Source organism: Salinivibrio sp. MA440 (assembly GCF_001996265.1).
GTDB classification, from domain to species: Bacteria; Pseudomonadota; Gammaproteobacteria; order Enterobacterales; family Vibrionaceae; genus Salinivibrio; species Salinivibrio costicola.
Genome location: NZ_MUFI01000006.1, coordinates 57,791 through 83,801, shown reverse-complemented (window position 1 = coordinate 83,801; position 26,011 = coordinate 57,791). Strand labels below are relative to the sequence as shown.

Genomic DNA, 26,011 nt, shown 5'->3' with positions numbered 1-26,011 from the left:
CCCTTCTTGTTACTCACACATCCTTGCGCAACCGCGGCGATGCAGTTGCGATGTTGTCTATTTGTTATTGTTAGTCGAACAGCGTGCGATAGCACATTTCGTACACTTTTCTTAAACTTAGTCGATTTTTGCCAGAGATAACAGCGAACATCGACTAGTAAATTGATATTATTAATCTTGACAGTAGAGAATGTCACTTCTTTTTTGTGATTTCATCATGGTTATCAATAGACGTTATCGCCATATTTGTTAATATTATGTTCGTTTTTGTTCTGTGGTGACCTAAGACGACAAAATAAACAATTATCGTTCGGAGTGAATGCCACAGAGCGCGCTGTTTGTTATATCAAAAATAAGGAAATAAAATTTGGAGGCTCAAGGATGAAGCGTTTGGTYGCGGCGTTGGCGGTAGTGTCGCCAACGGCTTTTGCCGCTACAACAGGCGAAGGACTGGATCTCACCCAGTCATGGGTAGGGTATGTGTCTTTGGCAATCTTTGCGGTTGCTTACAGCCTAGTCATGTTGGAAGAAAAGCTCCACTTAAGAAAATCAAAGCCTGTATTGTTAGCCGCGGGGCTGATTTGGTTACTGATCGGGTTTGCATATTCACAATGGGGAAATATGGCACCGGCGCATGCCGCGCTTGAGCACAACTTGCTGGAGTACGCAGAGTTGTTGCTTTTCTTGCTGGTGGCAATGACCTATATCTCGGCGATGGAAGAGAGGCGCCTGTTCGATGGATTAAAGGCATGGATCTTAAGTAAAGGCTATGACCTAAGAACCTTGTTTTGGATTACTGGGGTACTTTCTTTCTTCATCTCGCCGATTGCTGATAACCTCACAACCGCACTGCTGATGTGTACCATTGTGTTGAAAATTGGGGGCGACAATCCACGTTTTGTAAACCTCGCGTGTATCAATATTGTGGTTGCAGCGAACGCCGGCGGAGCGTTTAGTCCCTTTGGTGATATCACCACCTTAATGGTTTGGCAGGCGGGCAAGGTTACTTTCACCGAATTTGGTGCTTTGTTTATTCCATCTGTTGTGAACTACGTGATCCCAGCTTTTATCATGTCACGCTTTATTCCACGCACTCAGCCGGACGTGATGCAAGAATATGTCGAGTTAAAGCGTGGCGCTCGACGAATTATGGTTCTGTTTTTGCTCACGATTGCAACGGCAGTTGCCTTCCACGGCTTGATTCATTTCCCGCCGGTCATGGGCATGATGATGGGCCTCGCGTATTTGCAGTTCTTTGGTTTTTACCTGCGCCGAACGTTACCACGTTCTTTGGCGCGGAAACGGGCGATTGCTGAAGCCAAAAATGATGAAGCCGCGCTGAGTCGTCTCGGTTCAGTGGTCCCGTTTGATGTCTTTCGCCGTATTTCCCATGCAGAGTGGGACACACTGCTGTTCTTTTATGGTGTCGTGATGTGCGTGGGTGGCTTGAGTTTGATTGGTTATCTGTCGCTGGTGTCGAATGTGATGTATTTAGAATGGGATCCGATCTGGGCCAATACACTTGTCGGTGTGCTATCGGCGGTGGTGGACAACATTCCTGTTATGTTTGCGGTATTAACCATGAGCCCTGAGATGTCACACGGTAACTGGCTGTTAGTTACGTTAACAGCGGGTGTGGGGGGGAGCTTGTTGTCTCTTGGCTCTGCGGCCGGTGTCGCGCTGATGGGGCAAGCGCACGGTAAATATACCTTCTTTGGGCACTTAAAATGGGCGCCGGTGATCATGTTGGGCTATATCGCAGCGATTGGTGTGCATTTAGTGCTCAATAGCCACTATTTCCATATTCAATAAGCCCGCGTTCTGTTCTAGAAAAACCTCGTTGTAAGCAAAAAACGCCGGTCTTAAACGACCGGCGTTTTTATCGTCGGTAGCATGGTTGATTGAATGGCCGATACTACGCCGTCAATACAGGGACGCCGTTAATACAGGTACCAAGCCATCAATACAGAGTTAAACCACCATCGTGGGGCAATGTGCCCGCCCTGCCACACGGTGAGACACACTGCCAAGAAACATCCCGTCTTTATCGGAGTGCGTGCCATGTGCGCCCATGACAATCAAATCCACTTCTTTGCTTTTCGCAAACTTGATAATGGTTTTGGAAGGACGCCCGCCTTTGACAAACCCGCGCACACTTTCTCCGCCATTTTCAAGTGCGTGTTGCTTGGCTTGCTCGACAATGTTGCGGGCGTATTCGCTTAAGGTTTGATCTGGGATTTGTAATCGATCGGGGCGAACCATCGACAATGACGCCTCGAACAAGCTGTGATGTTTAAACACACACAATAAGTAGAGTTCAGCATGGGTGAGTTGCTGCAGCTCAATCGCTTTATCTAACGCATTTAATGCAGAATATGAGCCATCGACGGCTACCAGTATTCGTTTAAACATCAATTACTCCTGTTGTTTAGTTACCCAAACGCGATATCACGTAGGAATAACGCAATCTGCGGGAACATCACCAACAGCGCGGCTGATAGAAGCAGCATCGCGATAAAAGGCCCCGTTCCGCGGATAACTTCCCAATAGGGTTTTTTGAAAATGGCAATGGCCGTGAAAATATCACAACCAAATGGCGGAGTGGCTGAGCCAATCGCTACTTGCAAGGTGATCACAATCCCAACATGGACAGGATCAAGACTAGTCGCTTCTATCGCAGGTGCAAATATGGGCGTTAATACCAAAATCACTACAATCGGATCAACGAACATACAAGCAACGAAAAAGGCGATAGAGATAGATGCCAAGACACCCATCGGCCCCATTTGGCTGATCCCCACGGCCTCGAGAATGGTCTGCGGAATTTGCGCGAATGAAATAATCCAAGAAAATCCATTACCGACGCCGACAAGAATAAAGACCACCGCGGTGATTAAGCCCGTTGACCGTGCAATGATAAACACGTCTTTACGGCTCAATGATCGGAATACGCCAAACTCAAGAATCATGGCATAAAGCACACATACGGCCGCTGCTTCGGTTGGACTAAAGACGCCGCCATAAATACCCCCAACAATGATGAGTGGGAACATCAGTGGCCATAATGCTTTGCGTGTCGCCGTGAGACGTTCGCTCCAACTGGCTTTGGGTTCCGTTGGTACTTTATTGACAGTGGCGTAATACAAACAATAAAGCGAGAAAAAGGTGAGGATCATTAGGCCTGGGCCTATCCCGGCGATAAAGAGTTCAGCAATCGATGTTTCCGAGATCACGCCATAAATAATCATGCCGATACTGGGTGGGATCAAAAAGGCGATATCACTGGCATTGATGATTAAGGCAAGCGAAAACGAATCACTGTAGCCAGCGCGAAGCAATTTAGGGCGTAGGGCTGAGCCTACTGCGACAACGGTGGCTTGGGTAGAACCTGATACCGCACCAAATAAGGTACAAGAGGTCGCGGTGCTGATCGCTAAGCCACCACGAATATGGCCGATAAAGGTCATGACCATATCAATTAAGCGATTCGCTGATTGCCCCCGAGTCATGATATCAGCAGCAAGAATAAACATGGGGACAGCAATTAACGAGGCAGGCCGAATGCCGCCTAACACTTGCTGAATAAAGGTATCCATTTGACCGACACCGCCAAACATCATGTAAAAACCGGTTAAGGCGGCAGCCGTAAGTGGAATCATCATCGGAAAGCCGAGCACGAGCAAGACAATCATGATGAGCATTAAAGTCATGGCCATAGTGGTTGGTGCCTATTTAAACTTCACTTTCAGTCTCAGCGTAACCGTCAAGCACGCCAGCGGAGAGATAAACATCGGGTGATGTGAGATTTTTATAAACAGTGAGTCCGTATTGAATACCGGTGATAGCAAACCCAAGCGGCACCCAAATATAGATCCACCAAATTTCAAAGCCGAGGGCAGGTAAAATACGGCCACGATCATAGACAGAGGCAATGTATTGATAAGAAAAATAGGCCAATACCAGCATGATCAGACCGGTCACAAGCGCGATCGTAGTCATTAGAATTTTTCTGCCTGTGAATGGCAAGGTGTCATAAAGGGCAGACATCCGTATATGGCGGCCATGACGAGCGGCATAACCAATTCCTGCAAAGGTGATCAATATAATTAAAATGCGATTAATTTCGCCTGAAAAAAATAACCCTTGTCCAAAGCCAAAGCGTGCAATGACATTGACACAGGTATTTAGGGCCATTAAGAGCACACCGGCAGCCAACATAAAGGATTCGATTTTACAAATCAGGGTATCCAGTTTGCCAAGGAGGCCAGGTAGCTCGGAGTGGTACTTGAGAGAGTCGGAATCGGTCATTGCGTATTCCTCAAATAAACAGGCACCGCGTGAGGCGGTGCCTGTACGACTGACAACTAGTTAGTAACGGCTTCCAAGTCTTTCTTAAACTGGTTAAGAAGTGCTTTACCGCTTTCACCGGTCATTTCATAGAAGGTTTCTTCCACTTGTGGTGCACGTGCTTTAAATTTCTCGATCTGTGCATCGGTCAAGCGTGTCACGGTCACCTCGTCACTTGCCGACTGAATTTTATCGAGCGATTTCTCTGCAAGACCACGGATGTGTTGAACCGTTTCGTTAAACGCATAATCAGCGGCATCACGGATCATTGCTTGATCATCAGAAGACAAACCATCAAAGAACTCTTTGTTCGCCATTGATGCAGTGGTGAACCAACCATGGTGTGTGAAGATTAAGTTAGGTGATACTTCGTACAAACCGCCTGATTCAATCCAGAAAATCGGGTTTTCTTGGCCTTGAATCATGTTGGTTTGTAGCGCGCCGTATACCTCACCCCACGGTAATGGCGTTGGCGTTGCACCAAACGCTTCGTAGGTAGATGACAGCAGTGGATTAGTCATCACACGAATTTTCTTCCCTTCCAGGTCTGCAGGTTCGGTGACAGGCTCGTCTGCCGTCATCACCATTTCACCCTCTGGATACATCTTGAGCAGTTCTAGGCCTTGCTCTTCGTACAGCTCAGGGAAGTTTTCATTGACCGCTTTACTCTGGCGGAAGAACTCTACCACAGTGTCCATTTCCGTTGGCATCAGATAAGGGATAAAGAAGATTTGTGCTTCAGGGATTAACGAACCAGTAAAGCCGGGTGATTGGTTAACAAATTGCAAGATGCCCGCTTGGGTTTGCTCCATGATATCGTCAGACTCGCCGAGCTCGCCAAAGCGATAAATTTGCAATGAATGTTCTGAGTTATCTTCAATGTACTCCTTAAATTTGTGTGCATAGACGTCCTGCACGTCACCTTCGTACTCCTCGTGGGCATAACGCCAAGTGTCGGCATTGGCCATGGCTGAGAAGCCTAATGCGGCGGCAACGCATGAAATTGCAGTCAATTGCTTAAGGTGGCTATAAATGGACATCATGTCCCTCCGATATGTGGATTAGCTTTCAATCGTGGTGAACGAGAGTGTGATTAAGATCCTTTTCTCAGTGAGTGAGGTGGCAGTTCTCGCCTCTCTCTCCTATACCCGTAAAAGCATCTGCCAATGTTTTTACACAAATAACAGACAATAGAGACAGCTTAACCATCAGAGGTGTAATTATTAAAGTCAGATGAATATCAACGTGTCAGCAGTGTGATATAGATCTCTTTTTGATGCTTTTTATAACGATAAACGCTGCTTTCTCTAATGTGTTTTTTCCACCAAAATGCGATCAAATCAGCGTTTTAAGGGGTGTTAGTGCGATAGCGATAGATAGCAATCAAAAGCAGTCGGGAATGACGAAACTGGATAGAGCTGGCATTAAAAAGGTCGGAGGAGTGAGGTTTTTTCTATTTTATGTTTCCACCTCTAATGAATATGTGCTGATTTTTGTGCTAATCCTCATCTTTGCCGATATCATTGCCTGGGTTCCCTCCGTGTAAGTCGGCTCTGGTCGCCTTACAATTCTGGTTATCCAGCGGAAGAAATCCGGTATACTGAGCGGCTTTAATTTTACGAGACGTCCTGATGACCAAAAAAGCAGCAGCCCTTCATATATTGGTGAAAGACAAATCGCAAGCAACCTCTTTGCTAGACCAGCTTAGAAAAGGTGCAAACTTCCAAACGCTTGCGAAAAAGCACTCGCAATGTCCATCGGGAAAACGCGGCGGTGACCTGGGCGAATTTCGTCGTGGTGACATGGCTCCGCCTTTCGATAAAGCCGTATTCAGTGGTGAGTTATTGCGTCCGCTTGGGCCGATAAAAACCAAATTTGGCTGGCATATCGTTAAAGTATTATATCGCAACTAGTCGGTACGCTTTACCCCTTGCGATAAGCACTCGGTGACTGAAAGCGTGATAGAAGTTAACGTATAGAAATTGATATCGCGCACATCGATTGCCCCAAGCCGCCACTGAGAAAGTGGTACAGTAAGATCATGCCTTGAATAATGTCCACCTTATGTTTGAACTCGATGCACCGACACTCCTTATAACGCTGACGGCAACCCAATGGCTGCTAGCAGGTTTTTTGTTGTTACAAAACCGTCAAGAACCTGGTATCAATGGGTGGGCGGTATCTCTATTTATCCATGGTTTTAGCAATCTTGTCTTATTTGCTCGTCCGTACCTTCATCCCTACATAGACATCGTTTTTTATAATGCCTGTGTCATGATGGCATTTTCGTTTAGCCATTGGGCGTTGGGAAAAATTTTTGCGCGCGACGTACCGCGTTGGCAGTTGGTGCTACCTGTTCTTCTGTCCGTGGTATCGATGTCGTCATACCTTGATGACATCGGGAGTCGTGTGATTTACGCCAGCTTGATCGTCAGTATGCAGTTAGGGCTGATGACTCAAACCATTGTGAGTAGTACGAACACAGGCGGCCAGCGTCTAAAGCGTTGGCTCATCTTGGTAATGGGTGGATTCGGTGTTGCCTATTTAGGTAGGGCAACGTTTGCATATTTCTATCCTGATCTGTTTACTCAACTGCTGGGCACCTCGCTATTACAAGCAGGGCTGATTTTGTCGGGCATCGCCTATAGCGTGATCAATACCCTAATTATCTTTCTTTATAAGCTAGAGCGAGTGTACGAGAAGCTCCACCACGAAGCGACTCGAGATAGCTTAACTGGACTGTTTAATCGCCGCGCCTTTTTGTCGAGAGCCAAACGGCGTGTTGATACAGCCGCTTTCCCAATCAGTGTACTGATGATCGATTTGGATGATTTTAAAACCATTAACGACTCATTTGGCCATTCTATTGGTGATAAGGTGCTGATCCATTGTGCTGACGTTTTCGAACAAGTAGTGGATGATCAAGGGATTGTCGGACGTTTGGGCGGAGAAGAATTCGCGGTCTTGGTGCCTTATTGTGACAGTGCCAATGCGCAACAGTTATCGGCAGAACTACTCCGCGCGGTTCAAAACAGCGGCTCAGCGCTTGAAATGGGCTTGTCTGCCAGCATCGGAGTGACGACCACCATCGAGGTGCTCGACATTGATTGCTTATTGGCGCAAGCGGATGATGCTCTTTATTGTGCCAAGCATGAAGGGAAAAACACATTTAAGGTGTACATCCCTACACGCCATGCCTTGATCAAAGCTGGTTACAAACCAGCTTGAAGAGCCAAATCCATTTCGTCCTTCACTGTTTTGGCATCCGTTATACAGGCCAGCGAGGGTCGCTTAATCCTCAGCAAAACACTAGCTACGCCTTGCTTATCATCCTTACACAAGAAGCCAAAGGAGGAGGGCGGCGCGTGTATAGCGTTTATAATTTTGGCTATTGAATTAGCCATCAACAACGGGATCACAGTCGATGCCTAAACGCGATGAGAAGACAGATATGAATGGCTTACAAGATACCCAATCAATGGGAGCCAATGTTATCTTGCATGCTTTTGATTGGAAGTACGCGGATATTGCCCAACGCGCGGCGGAGATCAGCGCGCTAGGATATGGCTCGGTGCTGGTATCCCCTCCGATGAAAAGCGAGCAAGATGAACGCTGGTGGCTAAGGTACCAGCCGCAAGATTATCGTGTAATTGAAAATGCGCTTGGAAACACCACGGATTTCAAAGCCATGGTGGCAGCGTTAAACCGTGTTGGTGTGTTTACGTACGTCGATGTGGTTTTCAATCATATGGCCAATGAAGCGCACGCTCGCACTGATTTGAATTATCCCAGCCAAACGGTGATGGCAACTTATCAAGCGCATGAAGAGCGCTATCGCGAACTGACATTGTTCGGTGATTTATCTCAGCCACTGTTTACTGAGCAGGACTTCGTTGATGCGTTTGGCATACAAGATTGGAAGGACACCTGGCAAGTACAAAATGGGCGTATTAGCGGCGGGCCTAGCGATCCAGGGTTACCAACACTGCGAGTGTGTGATCATGTGATTGCGCAGCAACGTGCTTACCTTAAGGCGTTGAAAGCAATTGGCGTCAAAGGGTTTCGGATTGATGCGGCCAAGCACATGACCTTAGAGCACCTCAAACGCGTGTGGACCGATGATATCACCCATGATGCGCATATTTTTGGTGAAATCATCACCGACGGTGGCGCAAGCAAAGAAGAATATGAACTCTTTCTGGCTCCCTATTTACAAGAAACCTGTTTAGGTGCCTACGACTTTCCGCTGTTCTCAACGCTTTATCAGGCGTTTTCCAACCAAGGCAGCCTCAAATCATTGATTGACCCTTATTGCTTCGGCCAAGCCTTATCGAAAGGGCGTGCAATCACGTTTGCCATTACCCATGACATTCCCAACAATGATGTTTTCTTGGATTTGGTGATGGACGAAGCGAACGAGTGGCTGGCTTACGCATATATCTTGGGGCGTGATGGTGGCGTGCCACTGATTTATACCGATCTTGATACCAGTGGTATCAAAGGGGGAGACGGCCAACCACGCTGGCAAAATGCGTGGAAAGATCCAAAGATGGTGCAAATGATCGCCTTCCATAATTTGACCCATGGTGAGCCAATGCGTGTCTTGGAAGCGACGGATGAACGGTTGGTGATAAAGCGGGGCGACGCTGGGATATTGGTGTTAAATAAATCCCCGGATCCGCAATCACTCTCATTGACGCTGGAAAATGATTGGACTGATCTGCTGACGGGCGTCACGGTCTCGAGCGAGCAACATATTGATGTTGCAGCCCAATCGGCGATGATGCTCGTGCCGGCATAATGCTGTTGCTAGCTGTTGTTCTTTGCACCTACGGTGGGTGTCGATGATTAAACCCCACACGGCTAAAACGCGGTAATTTGCTGTTTAAAGCTAAAAACAATGATGTTTGCACTCAGGACGCATTAGACTGTGAGTCATTTGGCGAACGATAAAAAGAACATTGTTTATTGGAACTTGCTTGATGCCCTCAGGTCATTAATAGGATGCTTGTTTGTTAAATTACTGTTATGGCGAAATAAACCTGAAGGAAAAGTATGTCCCGACACATTTTACTCACCGGAGCACTGGCGGTGTCCTTGCTCTCAGGGTGCAGTTTTCAAGGAGAGTCACACGTGAAAGCTTCCAGCCCAGGCGAACTGAGTGCGCCTGTCGCGAAAAAAATCCCTCATGAAATGACCATTCACGGCGACACACGCGTGGATAACTACTATTGGATGCGTGATGATGCACGCCAAGATCCTGATGTGATTGCCCATCTTAATCAAGAAAACGCCTACGCCGATCAGGTGCTCGCACACACTGAGCCAATGCAAGCTAAGCTATTCGATGAAATCAAAGGGCGTATCGTCAAAGACGATGCCTCGGTTCCCGTCAAAAAAGGCAGTTATTTCTATTCCAGTGAAGTGGAAGGCGACGATGAATATCGCACCTATGTGCGTGCCAAAGACTTTGCGGGCACCGACAAAACGGTGATTTTGGATGTCAACGCGCTCGCGAAAGGGCATGAGTTTTACAGCATTGGCCAACTGAGCGTCAGTCCAAACGAAAACCTATTAGCGTATGGGGAAGATACCCTCAGCCGCCGCGTTTATAGCATTCAAGTCAAAGACCTCACTACCGGTGAGTACCTCGATGATAAGGTCGAAGGCGCGTCGAGCAGTATTGTGTGGCAGAACAACAACCAAGCCTTTTACTACATCAAAAAAGATCCGCAAACCTTGCTAGGGTTTCAGGTGTATCGCCACCGTTTGGGGACCCCGCAATCCGCTGATGCTTTAATTTACGAAGAAACCGATACCAGCTACTACACCGGCTTGAGCAAAAGCAAAGACGGTGAGCAAATCTTTATTTGGCACGCCAGCACCGAAACCAGCGGCGTATCGCTCGTAGATGCCAATGATCCGAATGCTACTGCCCAAGCGTTTTATCCGCGAGAAACCGGCATAGAATATGAAGTGGCGAAGCGTGGCGAGTGGTATTACATCTATACCAACTACCAAGCGGTCAACTTCCGCTTGATGAAGGTACACCAAAGCGAGCGTGACGATCGCAGCCAATGGCAAGATGTGATCGCGCCAAATGATAAAGTGCAGCTGGTTGATTTCACCTTGTTCGACAACCACTTGGTCTACGAGCAGCGCGAAAATGGCTTGCCGCGTACCACGGTGCGTAACCTCACCACTGGAGAGGAATATCAGCTCACGTTCGACGACTCGGCCTATGCGTCTTACCTGACCGGCAATGCGGAAATGGACAATTCTGCGGTGCGCGTGTACTACACCAGCTTGACCACACCGGGCACCTACTACGAGTTTGATTTGGCGTCGGGCGAGCGTGAAATGCTCAAACAAAACCAAGTGCTGGGTGAGTTTAATCCGGACAACTACCAGTCAGAGCGGGTGATGATCACCGCGCGTGATGGTGCGCAGGTGCCTGTGTCTTTGGTGTATCGTAAAGACCGCTTCAAAAAAGATGGTACCAACCCGATTTATCAATACGGTTACGGCTCATACGGCGCCACCATGGAGCCCACGTTCTCCACCACGCGTTTAAGCCTGTTGGATCGCGGCTTTGTGTTTGCGATTGCGCATATTCGCGGTTCTGAAATGCTAGGACGCCCTTGGTATGACGACGGTAAAAAGCTTACCAAAAAGAACACTTTTAACGACTTTATTGATGTGACCCAAGCGCTCACCGCGCAAGGCTATGGCGATAAAGACAAGGTGTTTGCCGTCGGCGGCTCAGCAGGTGGCTTGCTAATGGGGGCAATCATCAACCAAGCGCCAGAGTTGTATTTAGGGGTGGCCGCGCATGTGCCGTTTGTGGATATTGTCACCACCATGTTGGATGAGTCAATTCCACTGACCACCAACGAGTATGACGAGTGGGGCAACCCCAACGACAAAACCTACTACGAGTACATGCTTAGCTATTCACCGTACGACAATGTCACCGCGCAAGACTACCCCAACTTGTTGGTCACCACAGGCTTGCATGACTCACAAGTGCAGTACTTTGAGCCGATGAAATGGGTCGCGAAACTGCGTGAGCTGAAAACCGACAACCATACGCTGGTGTTTAAAACCGATATGGAAGCCGGCCACGGCGGCGCATCGGGACGCTTTAAGCGGATTAAAGAAGATGCATTGGAATATGCCTTCTTCTTCGACTTGCTCGATAAGCAGGATGAACAATAGCTGGCCATAGAGTGTATTGACTTATGGTTGAGGTATGAGCCTCAACCATAATGATTGGCGTGTGGCAGTTTATGATGCAGCTTTGGTTTTTAGTTCCTCTTTCATGAGCCGTACTGCTGGTATTGCACATAATAACGTGACCAGGGTTAAGCCCATCAGTACTGGCTGAAATGAACCCGAGTGTGCGCCCTGCACATACAGTATCGCGACTATCGCCGGTCCGACAGAGGCACCCAGCAAGGTTAGGAGCCGTGATAACGCACTGGCATCCGGAGTTTGTGTTGGCTCCAAGTCATGATAAGCATGCGACATCCCCAATAAGGTCAACAACCCAATGCCTGCACCACGTAGAACCATGGTCAACGCGATGAGGGGATCGCTTCCCTGAATGCCCGGCCATAGAAACGGCACGGTTCCCATAACAGCAAGGCTGCAGCCCAGCAACGCGGTATTCCCGACACCAAGTCGCTCACACAGGTTTTTTAGGTAGGGACGGGAAACCAACGCCCCAAGGCCATGCGCGCCGACCCACACACTGGCCAGCCATTCACTGTGTCCAAATCCCTGAATAAACATCAGGGGCAGCGCAAACAGCCCACCGTAAAAACTGATACTCGAGAGAAATAGCAAACCCATTGAGGCACTAAAGGATCCCACGCTAAAAACTTTTAACCGGATGAGCGGCTGCTGGCTTCGTTTTCGTGTATGCCGCACAAACAGGAGCAACAAACCGGCACCGATAAAAGATGCTCCTCCAGTTTCAAGCCAATGCCCCCCTCCCTGGTGGCCGAGATCAGACAAAGACGACAGGCTGTACATCAACAAGACCAGTGCCGGCGCGAGTAACATAAATCCAAGTCCGTCGAACCGGTTGTTCGCCTGTGAGGACGCGTCGCTAGGCTGGCGGACTTGCTGAAAGTCATCATTGGTAATCATCACCCAACCCAGCACAATGCCCACCAATCCAATTGGCAGGTTGATATAGAAAATCATTCTCCAGTCGCCAATATGAAGGAGGTACCCCGCCAGAAGCGGCCCGGCGATCGGGGCCAGAACTGTCGGTACCGCCATCGTCGCCATCGCTGTTTTCAGCAATGGTTTACCCACGGTTTGGACCAAAACGGTCTGCATCACGGTCATTAGGATCCCGGCCCCGACTCCCTGTACAGCGCGGCTCACCAGCAGCCAGTTGATTGTTGGCGAGACTGAACACAATCCAGAGCCTACAGAGAAAACCACCAGTCCGGTGATCCAGAATGTTTTCGCCCCCCACTGCCGGGTTGCCCAAGCACATACCGTCACCGTCACGGCAGCAACCAGGGTATACAGCACAGAAACCCACTGTATTTGGGTGACGGACGCTGAGAGGCTGGTGGACAGGTCCGGCAGGGCCACCCCCAGAATCGTGGCATCTATCAGTGGTAAACAAACCCCGAAGATCAAGCTGACGATGACCCAACGCTGCGCTTTGCTGAACATAGTGTTTTCACTATTGTTTGCGTTTTTCATGTTAAGCCTCCATTGCTAACAGTCGTTGTGCTATATCGCCTTGGGTTCATCTTATTCTCTGAAGTTGAAATAGATAACTGACACATGTCTCACTCATATAATTGTTTATAATAGAAAAGTGTGTTTTGCTTTCATGGTCGGAGCTCGATGACTCGCCATATCAACATTGTCGAGTTAACTATTTATACTAGGAATGGAGCTGAGTGAATTTCGTATATATGGCAAAAAGTATCGAGAATCAGTCAATCCACCACGATCCGTCCATGGAGCCCATGACGCATCTGGATTTGAACGAACAAACGCCGATCCGGGCTATCGCCAAACAGGTCGTTGAGCGGGCGGAAGTCGCGCTCCATCACCATCCCTGGGGACAGATGGTGTTCTCTGATACCGGCGTCGTGCAGGTCAAAACCCCGCAGGTTGCGTACTTGGTGCCGCCGCAACATGCAGTCTGGATCCCTCCTGGTGTTGCCCATGACTCTTCATTACTTGAAAAGGCAGAAATATTCTCTGTCTATATGTTCCAAACTAATTGTTACTTTCACGGCGAAACATGGCGTAAAGAGTGGGGAGTCTGTCGCTGTTTTCAGGTCAGTACTTTGCTCAGTGAATTAGTCAAGCGTATTGCAACTCAGACGACCGAAAAGATCGGCGAGCAGACATACAGTGCAATGTGCACTCTCATAAGCTCAGAAGTGAGGCAAGCTCAAAAAGTCGCTCTTGGCCTACCGATGCCAGAAGATAAACGGTTGCGACATTTATGCGACTTATTTCTTCAGTCACCGTTACAAACGACAACACTGTCTGCCCTCGCGGGTCAAGTAGGCGCAAGTGAGAGCACGGTTGCGAGGCTATTTAGACAGGAATTACAAATGACGTTTAGGCAGTGGAAACATCAAGCTCTTTTGTCGAAGGCTATCGATATGGCGGCGATGAGAGTGCCAACGGGTATCATAGCCCAAGAGCTGGGCTATGCGACTCATAGTGCGTTCTCTTATATGGTAACGTCTTTGGTTGGTAAGCCACCTAAAGCATTTTTATATCAAGATAAAAATGACGATAGTACGCCTAAAATGAATAAGTAGCGTGTTTTACCATTCTTTTTACAAGACCTTAGTTAAAGGTGAGGGTCTCGATTTAACATTGCCTCTCCGCATCTTCGCGCTTGATCACTTTGTGGCCTTCTTCAGTCACGCCATTTTTCCAATAGCTGCTGATGTAGATAAACTCGCGTTCAACATCACGATCGTTGCGGAAGTACTGGCGCAGTGCGCGCATGCTTTCAAATTCACAGGCACACCATACCGACACTTGCCCGGCTAACCAAGGCTGTGCTTTTACCGTTTCGGCCAATGTCGGGGTGGTTAGCCAAATAATCTCCATGCCTGCGGGGGCGTCGAGTGGTTGGGCATCTTCCGCGGTATCGAGCTGGATCACCGCATAGCCTTTGGCATCGCGAGGTAGGGTTTTGATCTTGGCTGATAGTGCCGGCAACGCGGTCATGTCGGCAACCATAAAGAACCAATCCGCGTCGCGATTAATCGGCGCAATCGTTCCAGGGCCGGCAATGTTAATGGTATCACCCACTTGGGCATTCAGCGCCCAGCGCGCGGCAAAGCCACAGTCGGTTCGTTCGATTTGGTGGCGAACCATATCCACTTCAATTTGCTGCTGATCAGGCATAAAGCGGCGAATGGTGTAGGTGCGCATCACGGGGCGCTCGCCCTCAGCTACGCTACTGAGATCAGTGCGTCCCGCTTTATCAAACAGTAACTTGATATAGCCGCCTTCACAGTCAGCGGGGAAGTTCGCGAATGCGTCGCTTTGTAAGGTCAAGCGTTGCATATTGGGTGTGACGGTTTGGGTACCGATAACGTGAGCGAGGTGATAGTTTGGCTGTTTCATATTATCTAACTTAAAATCATTATCATTTACAATTAATCATACCATCTGGATGCGGAATGTGTAAGTGCTTTACATTGTTTTACGCTTCTATGCTAGGCAATACCCCGAGAAGTGAGTAAGATACTGACGCATTATTATTACTAAAAAACAATTACATGGAGCAAAAATGAAGAAAGTCATACTCACGGGGGCGATGGCGGTGCTGCTGTCGTTGAACGTTTCAGCCTCTGAGCTTAAGCCGATCATGAAAGAAATGAAAATGACCTTCAAAGAAGCCGCCAGTGCACAAAGCATTGAAGCCATGCAAGCACCGGTCGCGAAATTAGAAACCTTGGTCGCGCAAGCCAAAGCCGGCAGCTACCCACCAGAAAAAGCGGATACCTTTATGGAAGGGTTCGATAAACTGGCGGTGACCCTGGATGAGATTGAGACGGCGCTGAGCCAAGGTGACCTCGACCAAGCAAAACAAGGCATGCGCCAAATCGATGCCTTGCGTGAAGAGTACCACGACAAACGCAACCCAAGCATTTGGCAGCGTTTATTCGGTTAATCGCGCAATCAGTGAACGTGACGACAGCGAGGGCATGACGGTGACTCAAAAAACGATTCTGCGCTATCCCTCGCTGTCGGTAGCATCTGCATTTGAGAAAGAACAGGCGCTGATCCACCGAGTAGAGCAGGGCGAACTCAACGAGGCATTACTGCTTTGGCAGCCAGATGCGCAAACCTTGGTGCTGCCGGCGGGCCAAAAATGGCCACAAACCCCTGAATTACGCCGCGCATTATCGTCGTTAGGGTGGCACGTACAGAGCCGACGGACTGGCGGCGCGCCGGTGCCGCAACTGCCCGGCGTGATTAACGTGTCTTATCTGACGGTGTGGCCGAATAACACCCCTTATCATATCCAGACGGCTTACCAGTATTTTTGCACCATTTTACAGTCTTTTTTCCATCAGTTAGGCATTGCGACCACGGTGGGTGATACGCCCGGATCGTATTGTGATGGTGACTACAACCTCAATATTGATGGCAAAAAAGTGGTGGGAACCGCCCAGCGTATCCTGCGTTTAAGCGCGGGTGCAGGAATGGGCGCAGACGATGCCAAACAAACGGTGATGCTGGCGCAAGCGTGTCTGCTGATTGATGCCGATTGCCAACATATTGTTGCCCCTGTATCGCTGTGTAATCAGTTGTGTGGTCACGCCGATCGCATTGAGGCCGAGGTGCATACCTCATTAGCTGCGCACCTAGATGAACTGCCGACAATCGAACAGTTGTTTCAGTTGTTGACTCAAGCGTTTATGGCGCGACCACCGCTTGTCGTGGGCAAGGCTTGAGGCCGCGGCTCAATATAGTATGCTTTAGCACTGTCATGCCTAAAATAAATCCCAAGGAGAGAGGAATGCGCGTCCATCTTGTTATTCACGAGGCGTTTGAAGGCCCGGGAGCCATTTTAGATTGGTGTGACGAGCGTGCCTATCATGTGACCACCAGTCATTTGTATCGGGGCGAGCCGTTGCCGGAAACCGGTGAAGGCATTGATCTGCTGGTGGTACTCGGCGGGCCGCAAAGTCCAGATACGCCACAGTCTGAATGCCCACATTTTGATAGCCCGCACGAGCAAGCACTTATAAACCAGTGCATTGAACAAGGCAGTGCGGTATTAGGGATTTGCCTCGGCGCGCAACTGATTGGTGAGGCATTGGGCGCGTCGTATCAGAAAAGTCCTGAGCCCGAGATTGGTTATTTCCCCATCCAGTTAACCGAAGATGGCCACATTGATGAGCATATGCCGCATTTTGCCCCACAAGAAATTGTGGGCCATTGGCACCATGATATGCCGGGGCTGACACCCAATAGTCGTGTACTGGCTAGCAGCGAAGGCTGTCCGCGCCAGATCGTGAAGTACGGACCACGGGTATATGGTTTTCAGTGTCACCTTGAATTGACACCTCTGGCGGTTGAAGGCTTATTGCACGCCGCCTATCCAGAGGGCGAGGCCGCTAACAAGCGCTTTATTCAAGACCCTGCCTCCATTCGCGCCTTTGATACGGCACCGATGAATGCGCATTTGTTTGCCTTTCTCGATAGCGTGCTGACCGACAACGATCTCGTCACTGAGTGGCTGTTTTAAGCGATTAGGTTAGGAGCACGGTAACCGTAACTGTGCTCCGCTGCTAGGCGTCATTGTTTGAGCTTCATCGTCTGAGCGCCATCTAACGCGTGTTAGTGCAACATGCCTTCACACACGGTAGTGGCATCATCATCCAATAAACTCAACTCAATAGCTACCTTCATCGCTGCTACCACATCACCCACCGGCATGCTCGGGGCGCGGTGTTTGCACGCTTGTGCTGGGCTGTAGGGAATATGAATAAAGCCGGCGCGTACCTCGGTGTGATGAGCCAGCGCATGCATCAAGCCATAAAACACCTGGTTACACACAAAGGTGCCCGCGGTGTAAGAAATACTGGCAGGATGATGGGCTTCGTTTAATGCGTTCGCTAAACGGTTGAGGGGTAAGGTAGAAAAATAGGCGTTGGGCCCAGATGGCACCACCGACGTGCCATGCGGCTGCTTACCGGCGTTGTCCGGGATGGGCGCGTTCTGATAATTGATCGCTACCTTCTCTAAGCTTATCTCGGCGCGGCCACCGGCTTGGCCAAGGGCGATCACCATCACCGGACTGAGTGATTCTAGCGCGCTGTGTAACGTCGGTAAGCTATCGTCAAAGGTGCAGGGCAGGCGCACGGCTTTAACGATGCACTCCTCATTGGGCTGCCAGCCTTCTAATGCTTGTGCCACTTGCCAAGATGGGTTTTCACTCTCGCCGCCGAACGGTTCAAATCCGGTTATCAATATCGTGTGCATCCAATGCCTCGCGTAAAAAAGCGGTAGAGCTGTACTCTACCGCAGGTTTACCAGCCAATCACGCAAAGGAAGATTTATTCAAACAGATAGAGATAATCCTCATAACCGGCATCGGCCATTTTATCGACGGACACAAAGCGCATTGCGGCTGAGTTCATGCAATAACGCAAGCCGGTGGGTGCGGGACCATCCTCAAACACATGGCCAAGGTGCGAATCCGCCACCTTACTACGCACCTCGGTGCGACTGAAAAACAGCGAGTTGTCCGGTTTGGTAACCACATACTGCTTATCGATGGGCTGCGTAAAGCTTGGCCAGCCGGTACCGGATTTGTATTTATGGGTGGAGGAGAACAGCGGCTCGCCCGAAACGATATCGACATAAATACCGACTTGCTTGTTGTCCCAATACGGGTTTTGGAACGCGGGTTCAGTGCCATCTTCTTGGGTGACTTCGTACTCTATGTCTGACAACATCGCGCGGATTTTTTCATCCGAGGGGCGCGAGTAGCGGTTATTCGTTGATGTCTTATCCTCCGCTTTTTGCGCATCGATCATTTCTCGCAAGGTGACCGGGTTGTCTTTGCGATCGTCACCAAAAATCTCGTCCAGATACTGATCGCGACCCGATGCGTAGCGATAATAGCTGTAACGTACGCTGTGGTTTTTATAATAATCCTGATGATAACTTTCTGCTGGCCAGAATTTCTCGAATGGGATCAACTCGGTTTTGAGCGGCTTTATGAACACGCCTAACGCGTCAATTTCCGCCATAAAATCGGCAGCAATTTGTTTTTGCGTTTCAGATCGATAAAAGATCGCGGGGCGATACTGCGGGCCGCGGTCAACGAACGAGCCTTGGTCATCGGTGGGGTCAATATGACGGAAGAACTGGTCTAACACCTGCTCATAACTCACCAAGTTGGGATCGTAGGTGACATCAATTACCTCGATATGCCCGCTGGTGCCGGACGAGACCTCTTTATAGGTTGGATTTTCAAGCTCACCGCCTGAGTAGCCAGACACCACATCAATCACGCCGTCGAGCTTTTCAAGATCAGATTCTGTACACCAAAAGCAACCGCCGGCAAGGGTCGCTTTTTGGTAGCCTTGGTCTGTAGTGGCGGTATCTTTCACCGCCGCATAACTTGCTATCGATAGCAAACTGAATACTGTGAACGCGATGACTCGCCAAATTGACTTACGCTGTTTCATTATTGCCTCGTTATCAGAGTTTGTCCGTGTAAGACCTGCTTACTGCGCAGAAACTTTCATCAACTCACTCATTTTTTATTGATAGCAATAGATAGCGTACAAAGTCATACAAGGATCAATAAGGCGGTTAGGATCACCAAAGCAACTGGCCTAACACAGGTGCAAGTAACACAGTGACCATGCCGGCAATCATCATCACCACGCTAGATACTACTCCTTCTTCGTGACCAATTTGATACGCTTTAGCGGTACCGGCACCGTGGGCCGATGCACCCAAACTGGCGCCGCGTCCCAAGCGTGATCGAATCGCAATCACGGTCAAAATACTTTCACCGATTGCCATCCCAATTACGCCAGTGAGAACCACAAACAGCGCGGTGAGATCGCTTTGCCCGCCAATCGCTTTGGTGGCTTCCACGGCAAAAGGAGTAGTAATTGAGCGCATCGCCAAACTGCGTTGCAGCAGTTCAGACAGCTCAAACACCCGCGCTAACACCACAGTACTGGTAATCGCGACCAGCACCGATACAGTCACGCCTATCGACAGTGACAACCAATGGCGGCGGATGAGCGCGCGGTTATCATACACAGGGATCGCAAACGCCACAGTCGCCGGGCCCAGAAGCCAAAGCAGCCAGTAAGATTGCGCCATGTAGTCTTGATACGGGATCTTAAACCCAACCACCACCGCGACAATCAGCAAGGGCGCGAGCAACAATGGCATCACCAGAATGGAGGGGTGGCGGCGATACAGCCATTTGCTCATGTAATAAAAGCCAAGGGTCATTAAAAAGCAGGTAATGCTCAATAGCGAGGCATGAAGCCAAGTCGGTAAGGCAGACATCATGGCTTAGCACTCCGGTTTTAGATCAGGGTGGTGCGCGTGGTGGTTACTGCGGCGGCGTGCCATTTTAACCTCAAAACGATACACTTTATCGACCACCCAAGCGGTTGACGCAATCACCATCGCGGTACTTAAAATCAGGACAACCATGATCTTACCGCCTTCTTGCAGCAATAAATCTTGGTAGTTGACCACCGCCACCACCGCCGGCACAAAAAACAGCAACATCTCGGCTAACAGCCAGGCTGCCCCGCGACGCAACCAATCGGCACGGACAATTTTCAACATTAATGCGCCTAACAACAGCAACATACCGGTGAGGTTGGCCGGCAGCGGAATAGCAAAGGTGGTGACCAACCAATCAGACAAGAACCAAATGCCAGCAAGGACAAAGACTTGTAGTAGGGTAAGTAAGGCGTTTTTAATCAATTGCATCGAAGGCGTGCCAAGAATCTGTGAGATGGCTCATAGTTTACGTCTTAGCAGAGAGTGAATAAAGTGACTTTTTTTTATTTAAACTATGCCAAAATGGCATGGTTGATGATTAGCTTTTAAGGGCCGTTTATGGATATTCGTGCGTTGCGCTATTTTATTGCTTTGGTGGAAAAGCAGAGCTTTACTGCCGCATCGGCGTCGTTGCATGTGACGCAACCGACAATCAGTAAAATGGTGCGTAACCTTGAGCAAGATGTGGGTCAGCCATTGTTGCACCGAGAGGGAAGGCGGTTTTGGTTAACCGATGCTGGTGAGGTGGTGTATCAGCGCGCGCAGAGCATTATTGCTGAGTTTGAGCAGCTAAATACCGAGCTCGACGATCTTAACCAATTGGCGCGCGGCCAGCTTAGATTGGGGATGCCACCGATGATAGGGCCGCTGTATGCCAATGTGTTACGTGAATACCGTCAACGTTACCCAAATGTCGCGCTCAGTATTGTTGAATACGGGGGGCGGCGCACCGAACAAGCCCTGATCAATGGTGAGATTGATGTGGCAATCACCATGCTCACCGACACCCAGCTCGAGTGCTTGCAAAGCTTACCCTTACAAACTCACCCCATTTATGCAGTGCTACCTAACCAAGCCGCGTGGCGTGCGCAAAAAAGCCTGACGTGGCAGGCAGTCAAAGACGAGCCGTTTTATCTGTATAGCGCTGAATTTACCTTAAGCGATCGGATTATTGCCCGCTGTGAAGAGCATGGTTATCAGCCCACCATTGCCGCGCGTAGCAGTCAGTGGGATTTTTTAGCCGCCTTGGTGAAAAGTGGTGCAGGGGTAGCGTTTTTACCCGCGCCCTTATGTCAGCGCCTCAGCGCCAGCTTGGAAGACAGTGAGTTATTGCTGGTGAAACCGATAAGCCCGGCGATTGAATGGCAACTCGGGTTAGTCTGGCACGGCGAGCGCTATGTCTCACGCACCGCCGAGGCTTGGATGCAGTTGTGTCAGTCGACAGAGGTGCATCGATAGACTCAGTGCTTTGATCTACAACGCCTCTTTGTACGCAATATGGTGGGGATCTTAAATTCGATGCATAGAGACAGCGTGATGTGGGACGAAGAAACTCGCTAAAATTTAGTGATTGACGACATACTCGTTATAACACAGTTTTACACGTCATCTTCCGACAACATTTGACGACAATTACGAACTGTTAGTACGCGGATCTCATGGCTTAAGCTATAGATAATACGATAGTGACCAAAAATTATTTCACGATAGTTAGTATTGGGCAGTTCAGGAACAAAGCGCCCCATTTCAGGCATACTTCCAAGTAGTTCAGTTTTGTCAAAAACTTCGTTTACCCACTTTTCCGCCGCAGGTGGATTATCCAAAGAAATAAATTCCGCTGCATCGCCTAATTTCTGAAGCGCTAATGGAGACCAAACTACTTTCATTTCTTAATGCGCCCCAGTACTTGAGCACGAGCATCATCATTTGAAACACCAAGGCCTGATGCTAATTGAGCTTCAGCTGTACGCATTTCTTCCAGTAACTCGATCTTCTCTTGCATTGCTTCATACTCTGCAACATCGAGAACAACAGCTACACCTTTGCCATGCTGTGTGATGACCAATGGACGGCGAGTCTCATTGATTTGTTTGATGTAAGAAGCTACACCTGCACGAAATTCAGATAACGGCTGAATATCTTGATCGAAATGAATACGACTCATATTGAACCTCAAGTTGTACAAAGTAACGTACGAACTATAGTTCAATTAACCGTTTTGAGCAAGGAGTTGGGGTTGTTCCTGTGTTATAACATCGTATATTGCGCATACGCGATGTCCAAAACCGTTATACGCACTATCATTCATCTTACGAAGCATACCACTAGGCTGAAATTTGACGTGCGTGAAGGCAAGATGACGGCTATGGGCGATAAAACCTATTCGACGAGCAATGTGCGCGAGCTCTATCTCGCGCACTGCTCTGGTTGGGATGCGGCTGTGCCCGTCGATGCCGATCAGTGCGATTGCGCTGAATGGGTGGTGGCAGAGCGCGTTGCTTTTGTGGTTTGGCGCGTCGGTTGCGGGCGCTTTTGGTTGCGGTGGATTTGATATTGTTGCCACGCAAAGGTCACCACAAAACAGCCTGTGAGTAGCAATACAATGGTCGGGCCTGGTGCACTGTCGAGGTAAAACGACAGAGTGACGCCGCCCACGGCGGTGACTAAAGCAATTGCACAGGCAATCCATAACATGCGGCTAAATTGCTTGCTGAGCATAAAGGCGGTGACGCCCGGTGCAATCAACATCGCCACCACTAAGATAATCCCCACTGCATGTAAGCCCGCCACAATGGTGGCAATCATTACCGAGAGTAAGAGCCAGTGAAGCTTTTGCACGGGGAGCCCGAGCACGCTGGCTTGTGCGGGGTCGAACGAGAGCAGCATTAAATCTCGCCCTTTAAGCAGCACCAGCGCAAGCACGACTAAGCCAGTGATGGCGGCGGTGAGCAGCTGTTGGTGGTTAATCCCCAACAGGTTGCCAAATAGAATATGATCAAGGTGCAAATCAGACGGGAATTGGCCTTGCAAAATCAGCCCCAGCGCGAAAAAGCCAGAAAACACAATCCCCAGTAAGGTGTCTTCTTTCACACGGCTATTTTGTTTGAGCCAATGCACACTGGTGGCGCATGCGGAGCCCGCGGCAAAAGCGCCAACAATCAGCGGCAGGCCAAACAAGTTTGCCAACACCAATCCCGGCAGCACCGCGTGAGCCACGGCATCGCCAATTAACGACCAGCCTTTTAATACTAAATAGCAAGAAAGCAGCGCACAAGGCAGCGCCACCAAGATGGCCATTAGCAGCGCATCTTGCATAAAAGTCAGTTGATACGGATTCATTGCAGTGCCTCCTGACGTTTGGCGCGCCGCGCAAGGATCCCGTGTTTTGGGCCGAACACAAAGGCAGCTAAGAAGAGTCCCACTTGGGCCAGCACAATCAGTGCGCCCGCGTTAAGGTTGGCGAAATAGCTGATGTACACCCCAAACAGTGAGGTGAATGTGCCGATGACACCACTCAGTACCAACACGGGCCCAAAGCGATCACTCAATAAATAGGCGGTGGCACCGGGGGCGATCACCAAGCAAATCACCAAAAAGGCACCGACACTTTTAAGTGCCGCCATGGTGCAAGCACTGAGCAGCGCAAAAAACAGCACTTTGAGCCCCACGACTGGTAAGCCAATGCAGCGGGCGTGGCTTTCATCGAAAAAGGTCAGCATAAAATCACGCCATTTCACTGCCAGCACGGTGAGGCTCACCAAGGCAATGATCAGCATTTGCATCGCATCGAGCGGGGCAATGGCGAGCAAGTTGCCCAGCATAATTTGTTGAATATCGACCGCGACGGGCGAAATCGAGACCAAAAAGAGGCCGAAGGCGAAAAAGCTCGAGAAGATTAAACCGATGATCGCATCTTGTTTTATCTGGCTACGTTGGTGCAAAAAAAGCATCACACTCGCGGCCATACCGCCGGCAACAAAGGCGCCGAGTGAAAAGGGCAAGCCCAGCATATAAGCGCCGGCAACGCCCGGTACAATCGCATGGGAGAGGGCATCACCCATCAGCGACCAACCTTTGAGCATCAAAAAAGCCGAGAGCAAGCCGCACACGCCGCCAATCAAGGTGGTGACCAGCAATGCTTTTTGCATGTATTGATAGGCGAGAGGATCGAGTAAGCTCATTCGCGCCGCTCCTGCGCGCTTTGTTCGCGCTTGCCATACACCACCAAGGGTCGTTCATCGTCGGAAATGACTGACAGCTCGCGCGGATCGGCGTCTTGGTGGAGTTTCTCACTGGGCATCACATACTGGCGCAGTTTGCCACCAAAAATGGCACTCAGGTTCTCGGTGGTAAACACATGTTCGGTATGCCCGCCTGCCACCACCGCGCGATTGACCAGCACGGTGCGATCGCAAAAGTCGGGCACGGTGCCAAGGTTATGGGTGGCAATTAAAATGGTTTTGCCTTCGTCTTTGAGCTCGAGCAACAAACGCATAATCGACTCTTCACTGGTGACATCTACGCCAGTAAAGGGCTCATCCAGTAAAATCAGCGGGCTGTGCTGAGCCAGCGCGCGGGCAAGAAAGACGCGCTTTTTCTGTCCGCCGGACAGTTCACCAATTTGACGCTGGCGAAAGGCTGTCATACCAACGCGGGCTAAGGCCTCATCCACCGCTTGATGATCCGCCGCTTTGGGGCGACGCATAAATGACATCTTGCCGTAGCGGCCCATCATCACCACGTCTTCCACTAACACCGGGAACGACCAATCGATTTCTTCGGATTGAGGCACATAAGCGACCAAGCCTGCTTTTTGCGCTTGCTTAATGGGAGTGCCGTTCACCGCAATGCTGCCACTGCCGGGATTCACAAACCCCATGATCGCTTTAAACAAGGTGGATTTGCCGCTGCCATTGGCACCCACCAAGGCAGTGATGGTTTGCGCTGGCAGCGAGAAGCTGGCGTGCTCAAGGGCACACAGGCCGTTTCGATAGACGACACGCACCTCGTTGACATCTAACACACTGGGCGTGCCATCGGTTAAATCATAGTGCGTCATGGCGCAACCCCGCTAACACGGTTTCTGTGGTCACTGTCAGTAAGGATAGATAATCAGGCACCGGTCCGTCAGCTTGACTGAGCGAATCGACATATAAAATGCCGCCATAGCGCGCGTCGGTTTCGGCGGCGACTTGTTTGGCGGGCGCATCAGACACGGTGCTTTCGGAGAACACGGCACGCACTTGGTGTTCTCGTACGGTATCAATCAGCGCGCGAACTTGTTGTGGTGTGCCCTGACGCTCAGCGTTAATCGGCCATAAATAGGCTTCGTTGAGGTTCAAATCTCGCGCTAGATAGGAAAAAGCGCCTTCACTGCTTACTAGCCAACGCTGGGATTCGGGGACAGCGGATAGCGCGTCTTGCGCACGAGCGAACACAGCTTGAATTTTTGCCTTGTAGGCCTTGGCATTGGCTTGATAATGAGCTTGATTGGCAGGGTCGTATTTAATCAGGGCTTGCGCAATGTTATCAACGTATTGCATTGCATCAGAAGGGGACATCCACGCGTGCGGGTTGGGTTTGCCACGATACGGGCCTGAGGCAATCACAATTGGCGCCACTCCGTCAGATAGGATCACATTCGGTACCTTATCAATGTGCTGGAAAAAACGTTCGAACCAGCGCTCTAAGCCTAATCCGTTCCACATCACCACATCCGCATCTTGCGCGCGCAGAATATCTCCTGGAGTGGGTTGGTAATTGTGGATCTCAGCGCCGGGTTTAGTGAGCGACACTACCTCGGCATGCTCGCCCGCTACGTTGCCAGCCATATCCGCGAGAATGGTAAAGCTGGTCACCACTTTTAACTTGTCCGCGTGTTTTAATTGGTCGGCGTGCGCCATCGGAGAGAGCAAGAGCGCCGCAATAATTAGCAGGTGTTTTCTCATAAGCGTTAATCTCGTTCATTATGCATGTGACTACGGCGCGATATCGCCAGCCGATCATACTTTAAAGATAACGGTTATGATAATCATTCTCAAGTGGGTGTTGGTAAAAAGGGCACACGAGGCGCCCTGTCGTCACGTTTCCTGTGATC

Annotated in this window: 26 protein-coding genes; 10 read left to right on the top strand and 16 right to left on the bottom strand. The window is 49.7% G+C overall.

The genetic code is table 11. The annotated features are described in order from the left end of the window. The first annotated feature begins 381 nt into the window (after window positions 1-381). Entirely contained in the window at window positions 382-1,812 is a 1,431-nt protein-coding gene (gene nhaD / locus BZG80_RS03135; protein ID WP_021024507.1) for a sodium:proton antiporter NhaD, read from the top strand. A 159-nt stretch (window positions 1,813-1,971) separates the two neighbouring features. On the opposite strand, the gene BZG80_RS03130 is transcribed toward nhaD, so the two are convergent. Genes BZG80_RS03130 through BZG80_RS03115 form a run of 4 tightly spaced genes read right to left on the bottom strand, consistent with a single transcriptional unit; the run spans window position 1,972 to window position 5,390 of the window. Further along, the gene (locus tag BZG80_RS03130) at window positions 1,972-2,412 is read right to left on the bottom strand and encodes a universal stress protein (protein ID WP_077521750.1); all 441 of its coding nucleotides are present in this window, start codon (window positions 2,410-2,412) and stop codon (window positions 1,972-1,974) included. A gap of 20 nt (window positions 2,413-2,432) precedes the next feature. Next, window positions 2,433-3,716, bottom strand: a complete 1,284-nt coding sequence (locus BZG80_RS03125; protein WP_077461401.1) for a TRAP transporter large permease — start codon at window positions 3,714-3,716, stop codon at window positions 2,433-2,435. Window positions 3,717-3,732: 16 nt separating this feature from the next. After that, the gene (locus BZG80_RS03120) at window positions 3,733-4,308 is read right to left on the bottom strand and encodes a TRAP transporter small permease (RefSeq protein ID WP_021024504.1); all 576 of its coding nucleotides are present in this window, start codon (window positions 4,306-4,308) and stop codon (window positions 3,733-3,735) included. A gap of 56 nt (window positions 4,309-4,364) precedes the next feature. Beyond that, window positions 4,365-5,390, bottom strand: a complete 1,026-nt coding sequence (locus BZG80_RS03115; protein WP_198532339.1) for a TRAP transporter substrate-binding protein — start codon at window positions 5,388-5,390, stop codon at window positions 4,365-4,367. A gap of 588 nt (window positions 5,391-5,978) precedes the next feature. On the opposite strand from BZG80_RS03115, the gene ppiC reads away from it, so the two are divergent. The 4 genes from ppiC (at window position 5,979) to BZG80_RS03085 (ending at window position 11,565) form a co-directional block, all read left to right on the top strand. Next, entirely contained in the window at window positions 5,979-6,260 is a 282-nt protein-coding gene (ppiC, locus tag BZG80_RS03105; protein ID WP_077576693.1) for a peptidylprolyl isomerase PpiC, read from the top strand. A gap of 151 nt (window positions 6,261-6,411) precedes the next feature. Continuing rightward, window positions 6,412-7,575: a GGDEF domain-containing protein gene (locus BZG80_RS03100; protein ID WP_077678728.1), complete on the top strand. Its 1,164-nt coding sequence runs from the start codon at window positions 6,412-6,414 to the stop codon at window positions 7,573-7,575. Between the two features lie 223 nt (window positions 7,576-7,798). Beyond that, the gene (locus BZG80_RS03090; protein ID WP_077678736.1) at window positions 7,799-9,148 is read left to right on the top strand and encodes an alpha-amylase family protein; all 1,350 of its coding nucleotides are present in this window, start codon (window positions 7,799-7,801) and stop codon (window positions 9,146-9,148) included. A 254-nt stretch (window positions 9,149-9,402) separates the two neighbouring features. Beyond that, a complete protein-coding gene (locus BZG80_RS03085) occupies window positions 9,403-11,565 on the top strand; it encodes a S9 family peptidase (RefSeq protein WP_077678727.1) in 2,163 nt (720 codons plus the stop codon). A 69-nt stretch (window positions 11,566-11,634) separates the two neighbouring features. Here BZG80_RS03085 and BZG80_RS03080 read toward each other — a convergent pair whose 3' ends face one another. Continuing rightward, window positions 11,635-13,074 (bottom strand): MFS transporter, encoded by a 1,440-nt coding sequence (locus BZG80_RS03080; RefSeq protein ID WP_021024239.1) that lies wholly within the window; start codon window positions 13,072-13,074, stop codon window positions 11,635-11,637. Between the two features lie 218 nt (window positions 13,075-13,292). On the opposite strand from BZG80_RS03080, the gene BZG80_RS03075 reads away from it, so the two are divergent. Continuing rightward, a complete protein-coding gene (locus tag BZG80_RS03075; RefSeq protein WP_021024240.1) occupies window positions 13,293-14,159 on the top strand; it encodes an AraC family transcriptional regulator in 867 nt (288 codons plus the stop codon). Between the two features lie 52 nt (window positions 14,160-14,211). Here the strand turns inward: BZG80_RS03075 and BZG80_RS03070 are convergent, their stop codons facing one another. Then, the gene (locus BZG80_RS03070; RefSeq protein WP_077678726.1) at window positions 14,212-14,979 is read right to left on the bottom strand and encodes a siderophore-interacting protein; all 768 of its coding nucleotides are present in this window, start codon (window positions 14,977-14,979) and stop codon (window positions 14,212-14,214) included. A gap of 166 nt (window positions 14,980-15,145) precedes the next feature. Here BZG80_RS03070 and BZG80_RS03065 point away from each other — a divergent pair, with 166 nt between their 5' ends. The 3 genes from BZG80_RS03065 to BZG80_RS03055 all read left to right on the top strand — a co-directional run bounded on the left by BZG80_RS03065 (window position 15,146) and on the right by BZG80_RS03055 (window position 17,113). Continuing rightward, complete coding sequence (locus tag BZG80_RS03065) at window positions 15,146-15,529, top strand: cytochrome b562 (RefSeq protein ID WP_077521770.1); 384 nt, start codon at window positions 15,146-15,148, stop codon at window positions 15,527-15,529. A 34-nt stretch (window positions 15,530-15,563) separates the two neighbouring features. Next, complete coding sequence (locus tag BZG80_RS03060) at window positions 15,564-16,316, top strand: lipoate--protein ligase family protein (RefSeq protein ID WP_077678725.1); 753 nt, start codon at window positions 15,564-15,566, stop codon at window positions 16,314-16,316. A gap of 65 nt (window positions 16,317-16,381) precedes the next feature. Then, window positions 16,382-17,113, top strand: coding sequence for a glutamine amidotransferase-related protein (locus BZG80_RS03055; protein WP_077678724.1), 732 nt, complete (start codon window positions 16,382-16,384; stop codon window positions 17,111-17,113). A 92-nt stretch (window positions 17,114-17,205) separates the two neighbouring features. Here BZG80_RS03055 and pcp read toward each other — a convergent pair whose 3' ends face one another. The 4 genes from pcp to BZG80_RS03035 form a co-directional block, all read right to left on the bottom strand. Further along, window positions 17,206-17,850, bottom strand: a complete 645-nt coding sequence (gene pcp / locus BZG80_RS03050; RefSeq protein ID WP_077678723.1) for a pyroglutamyl-peptidase I — start codon at window positions 17,848-17,850, stop codon at window positions 17,206-17,208. A 74-nt stretch (window positions 17,851-17,924) separates the two neighbouring features. After that, window positions 17,925-19,064 (bottom strand): peptide-methionine (R)-S-oxide reductase MsrB, encoded by a 1,140-nt coding sequence (gene msrB, locus BZG80_RS03045; RefSeq protein ID WP_077678722.1) that lies wholly within the window; start codon window positions 19,062-19,064, stop codon window positions 17,925-17,927. 133 nt (window positions 19,065-19,197) lie between these two features. Further along, on the bottom strand, window positions 19,198-19,908 hold the full coding sequence (locus tag BZG80_RS03040) for an LrgB family protein (protein WP_077661153.1): 711 nt from the start codon (window positions 19,906-19,908) through the stop codon (window positions 19,198-19,200). Between the two features lie 6 nt (window positions 19,909-19,914). Beyond that, a complete protein-coding gene (locus BZG80_RS03035; protein WP_077461392.1) occupies window positions 19,915-20,343 on the bottom strand; it encodes a CidA/LrgA family protein in 429 nt (142 codons plus the stop codon). A 129-nt stretch (window positions 20,344-20,472) separates the two neighbouring features. On the opposite strand from BZG80_RS03035, the gene BZG80_RS03030 reads away from it, so the two are divergent. After that, the gene (locus BZG80_RS03030; protein WP_077678721.1) at window positions 20,473-21,372 is read left to right on the top strand and encodes a LysR family transcriptional regulator; all 900 of its coding nucleotides are present in this window, start codon (window positions 20,473-20,475) and stop codon (window positions 21,370-21,372) included. A 140-nt stretch (window positions 21,373-21,512) separates the two neighbouring features. Here BZG80_RS03030 and BZG80_RS03025 read toward each other — a convergent pair whose 3' ends face one another. The 6 genes from BZG80_RS03025 to BZG80_RS03000 all read right to left on the bottom strand — a co-directional run bounded on the left by BZG80_RS03025 (window position 21,513) and on the right by BZG80_RS03000 (window position 25,862). Further along, entirely contained in the window at window positions 21,513-21,800 is a 288-nt protein-coding gene (locus BZG80_RS03025; protein WP_077678720.1) for a type II toxin-antitoxin system RelE/ParE family toxin, read from the bottom strand. Continuing rightward, window positions 21,797-22,078, bottom strand: coding sequence for a type II toxin-antitoxin system Phd/YefM family antitoxin (locus tag BZG80_RS03020; RefSeq protein ID WP_021024253.1), 282 nt, complete (start codon window positions 22,076-22,078; stop codon window positions 21,797-21,799). The genes BZG80_RS03025 and BZG80_RS03020 overlap by 4 nt, the downstream gene beginning before the upstream one ends. A 293-nt stretch (window positions 22,079-22,371) precedes the next feature. After that, window positions 22,372-23,253, bottom strand: coding sequence for a metal ABC transporter permease (locus BZG80_RS03015; RefSeq protein WP_077678719.1), 882 nt, complete (start codon window positions 23,251-23,253; stop codon window positions 22,372-22,374). Next, window positions 23,250-24,095: a metal ABC transporter permease gene (locus tag BZG80_RS03010; RefSeq protein ID WP_077669853.1), complete on the bottom strand. Its 846-nt coding sequence runs from the start codon at window positions 24,093-24,095 to the stop codon at window positions 23,250-23,252. The genes BZG80_RS03015 and BZG80_RS03010 overlap by 4 nt, the downstream gene beginning before the upstream one ends. Beyond that, the gene (locus BZG80_RS03005) at window positions 24,092-24,973 is read right to left on the bottom strand and encodes an ATP-binding cassette domain-containing protein (protein WP_077669854.1); all 882 of its coding nucleotides are present in this window, start codon (window positions 24,971-24,973) and stop codon (window positions 24,092-24,094) included. The genes BZG80_RS03010 and BZG80_RS03005 overlap by 4 nt, the downstream gene beginning before the upstream one ends. Beyond that, entirely contained in the window at window positions 24,960-25,862 is a 903-nt protein-coding gene (locus BZG80_RS03000) for a metal ABC transporter substrate-binding protein (protein WP_077678718.1), read from the bottom strand. Before BZG80_RS03000 ends, BZG80_RS03005 begins: the two co-directional genes overlap by 14 nt. Window positions 25,863-26,011: the final 149 nt, after the last annotated feature.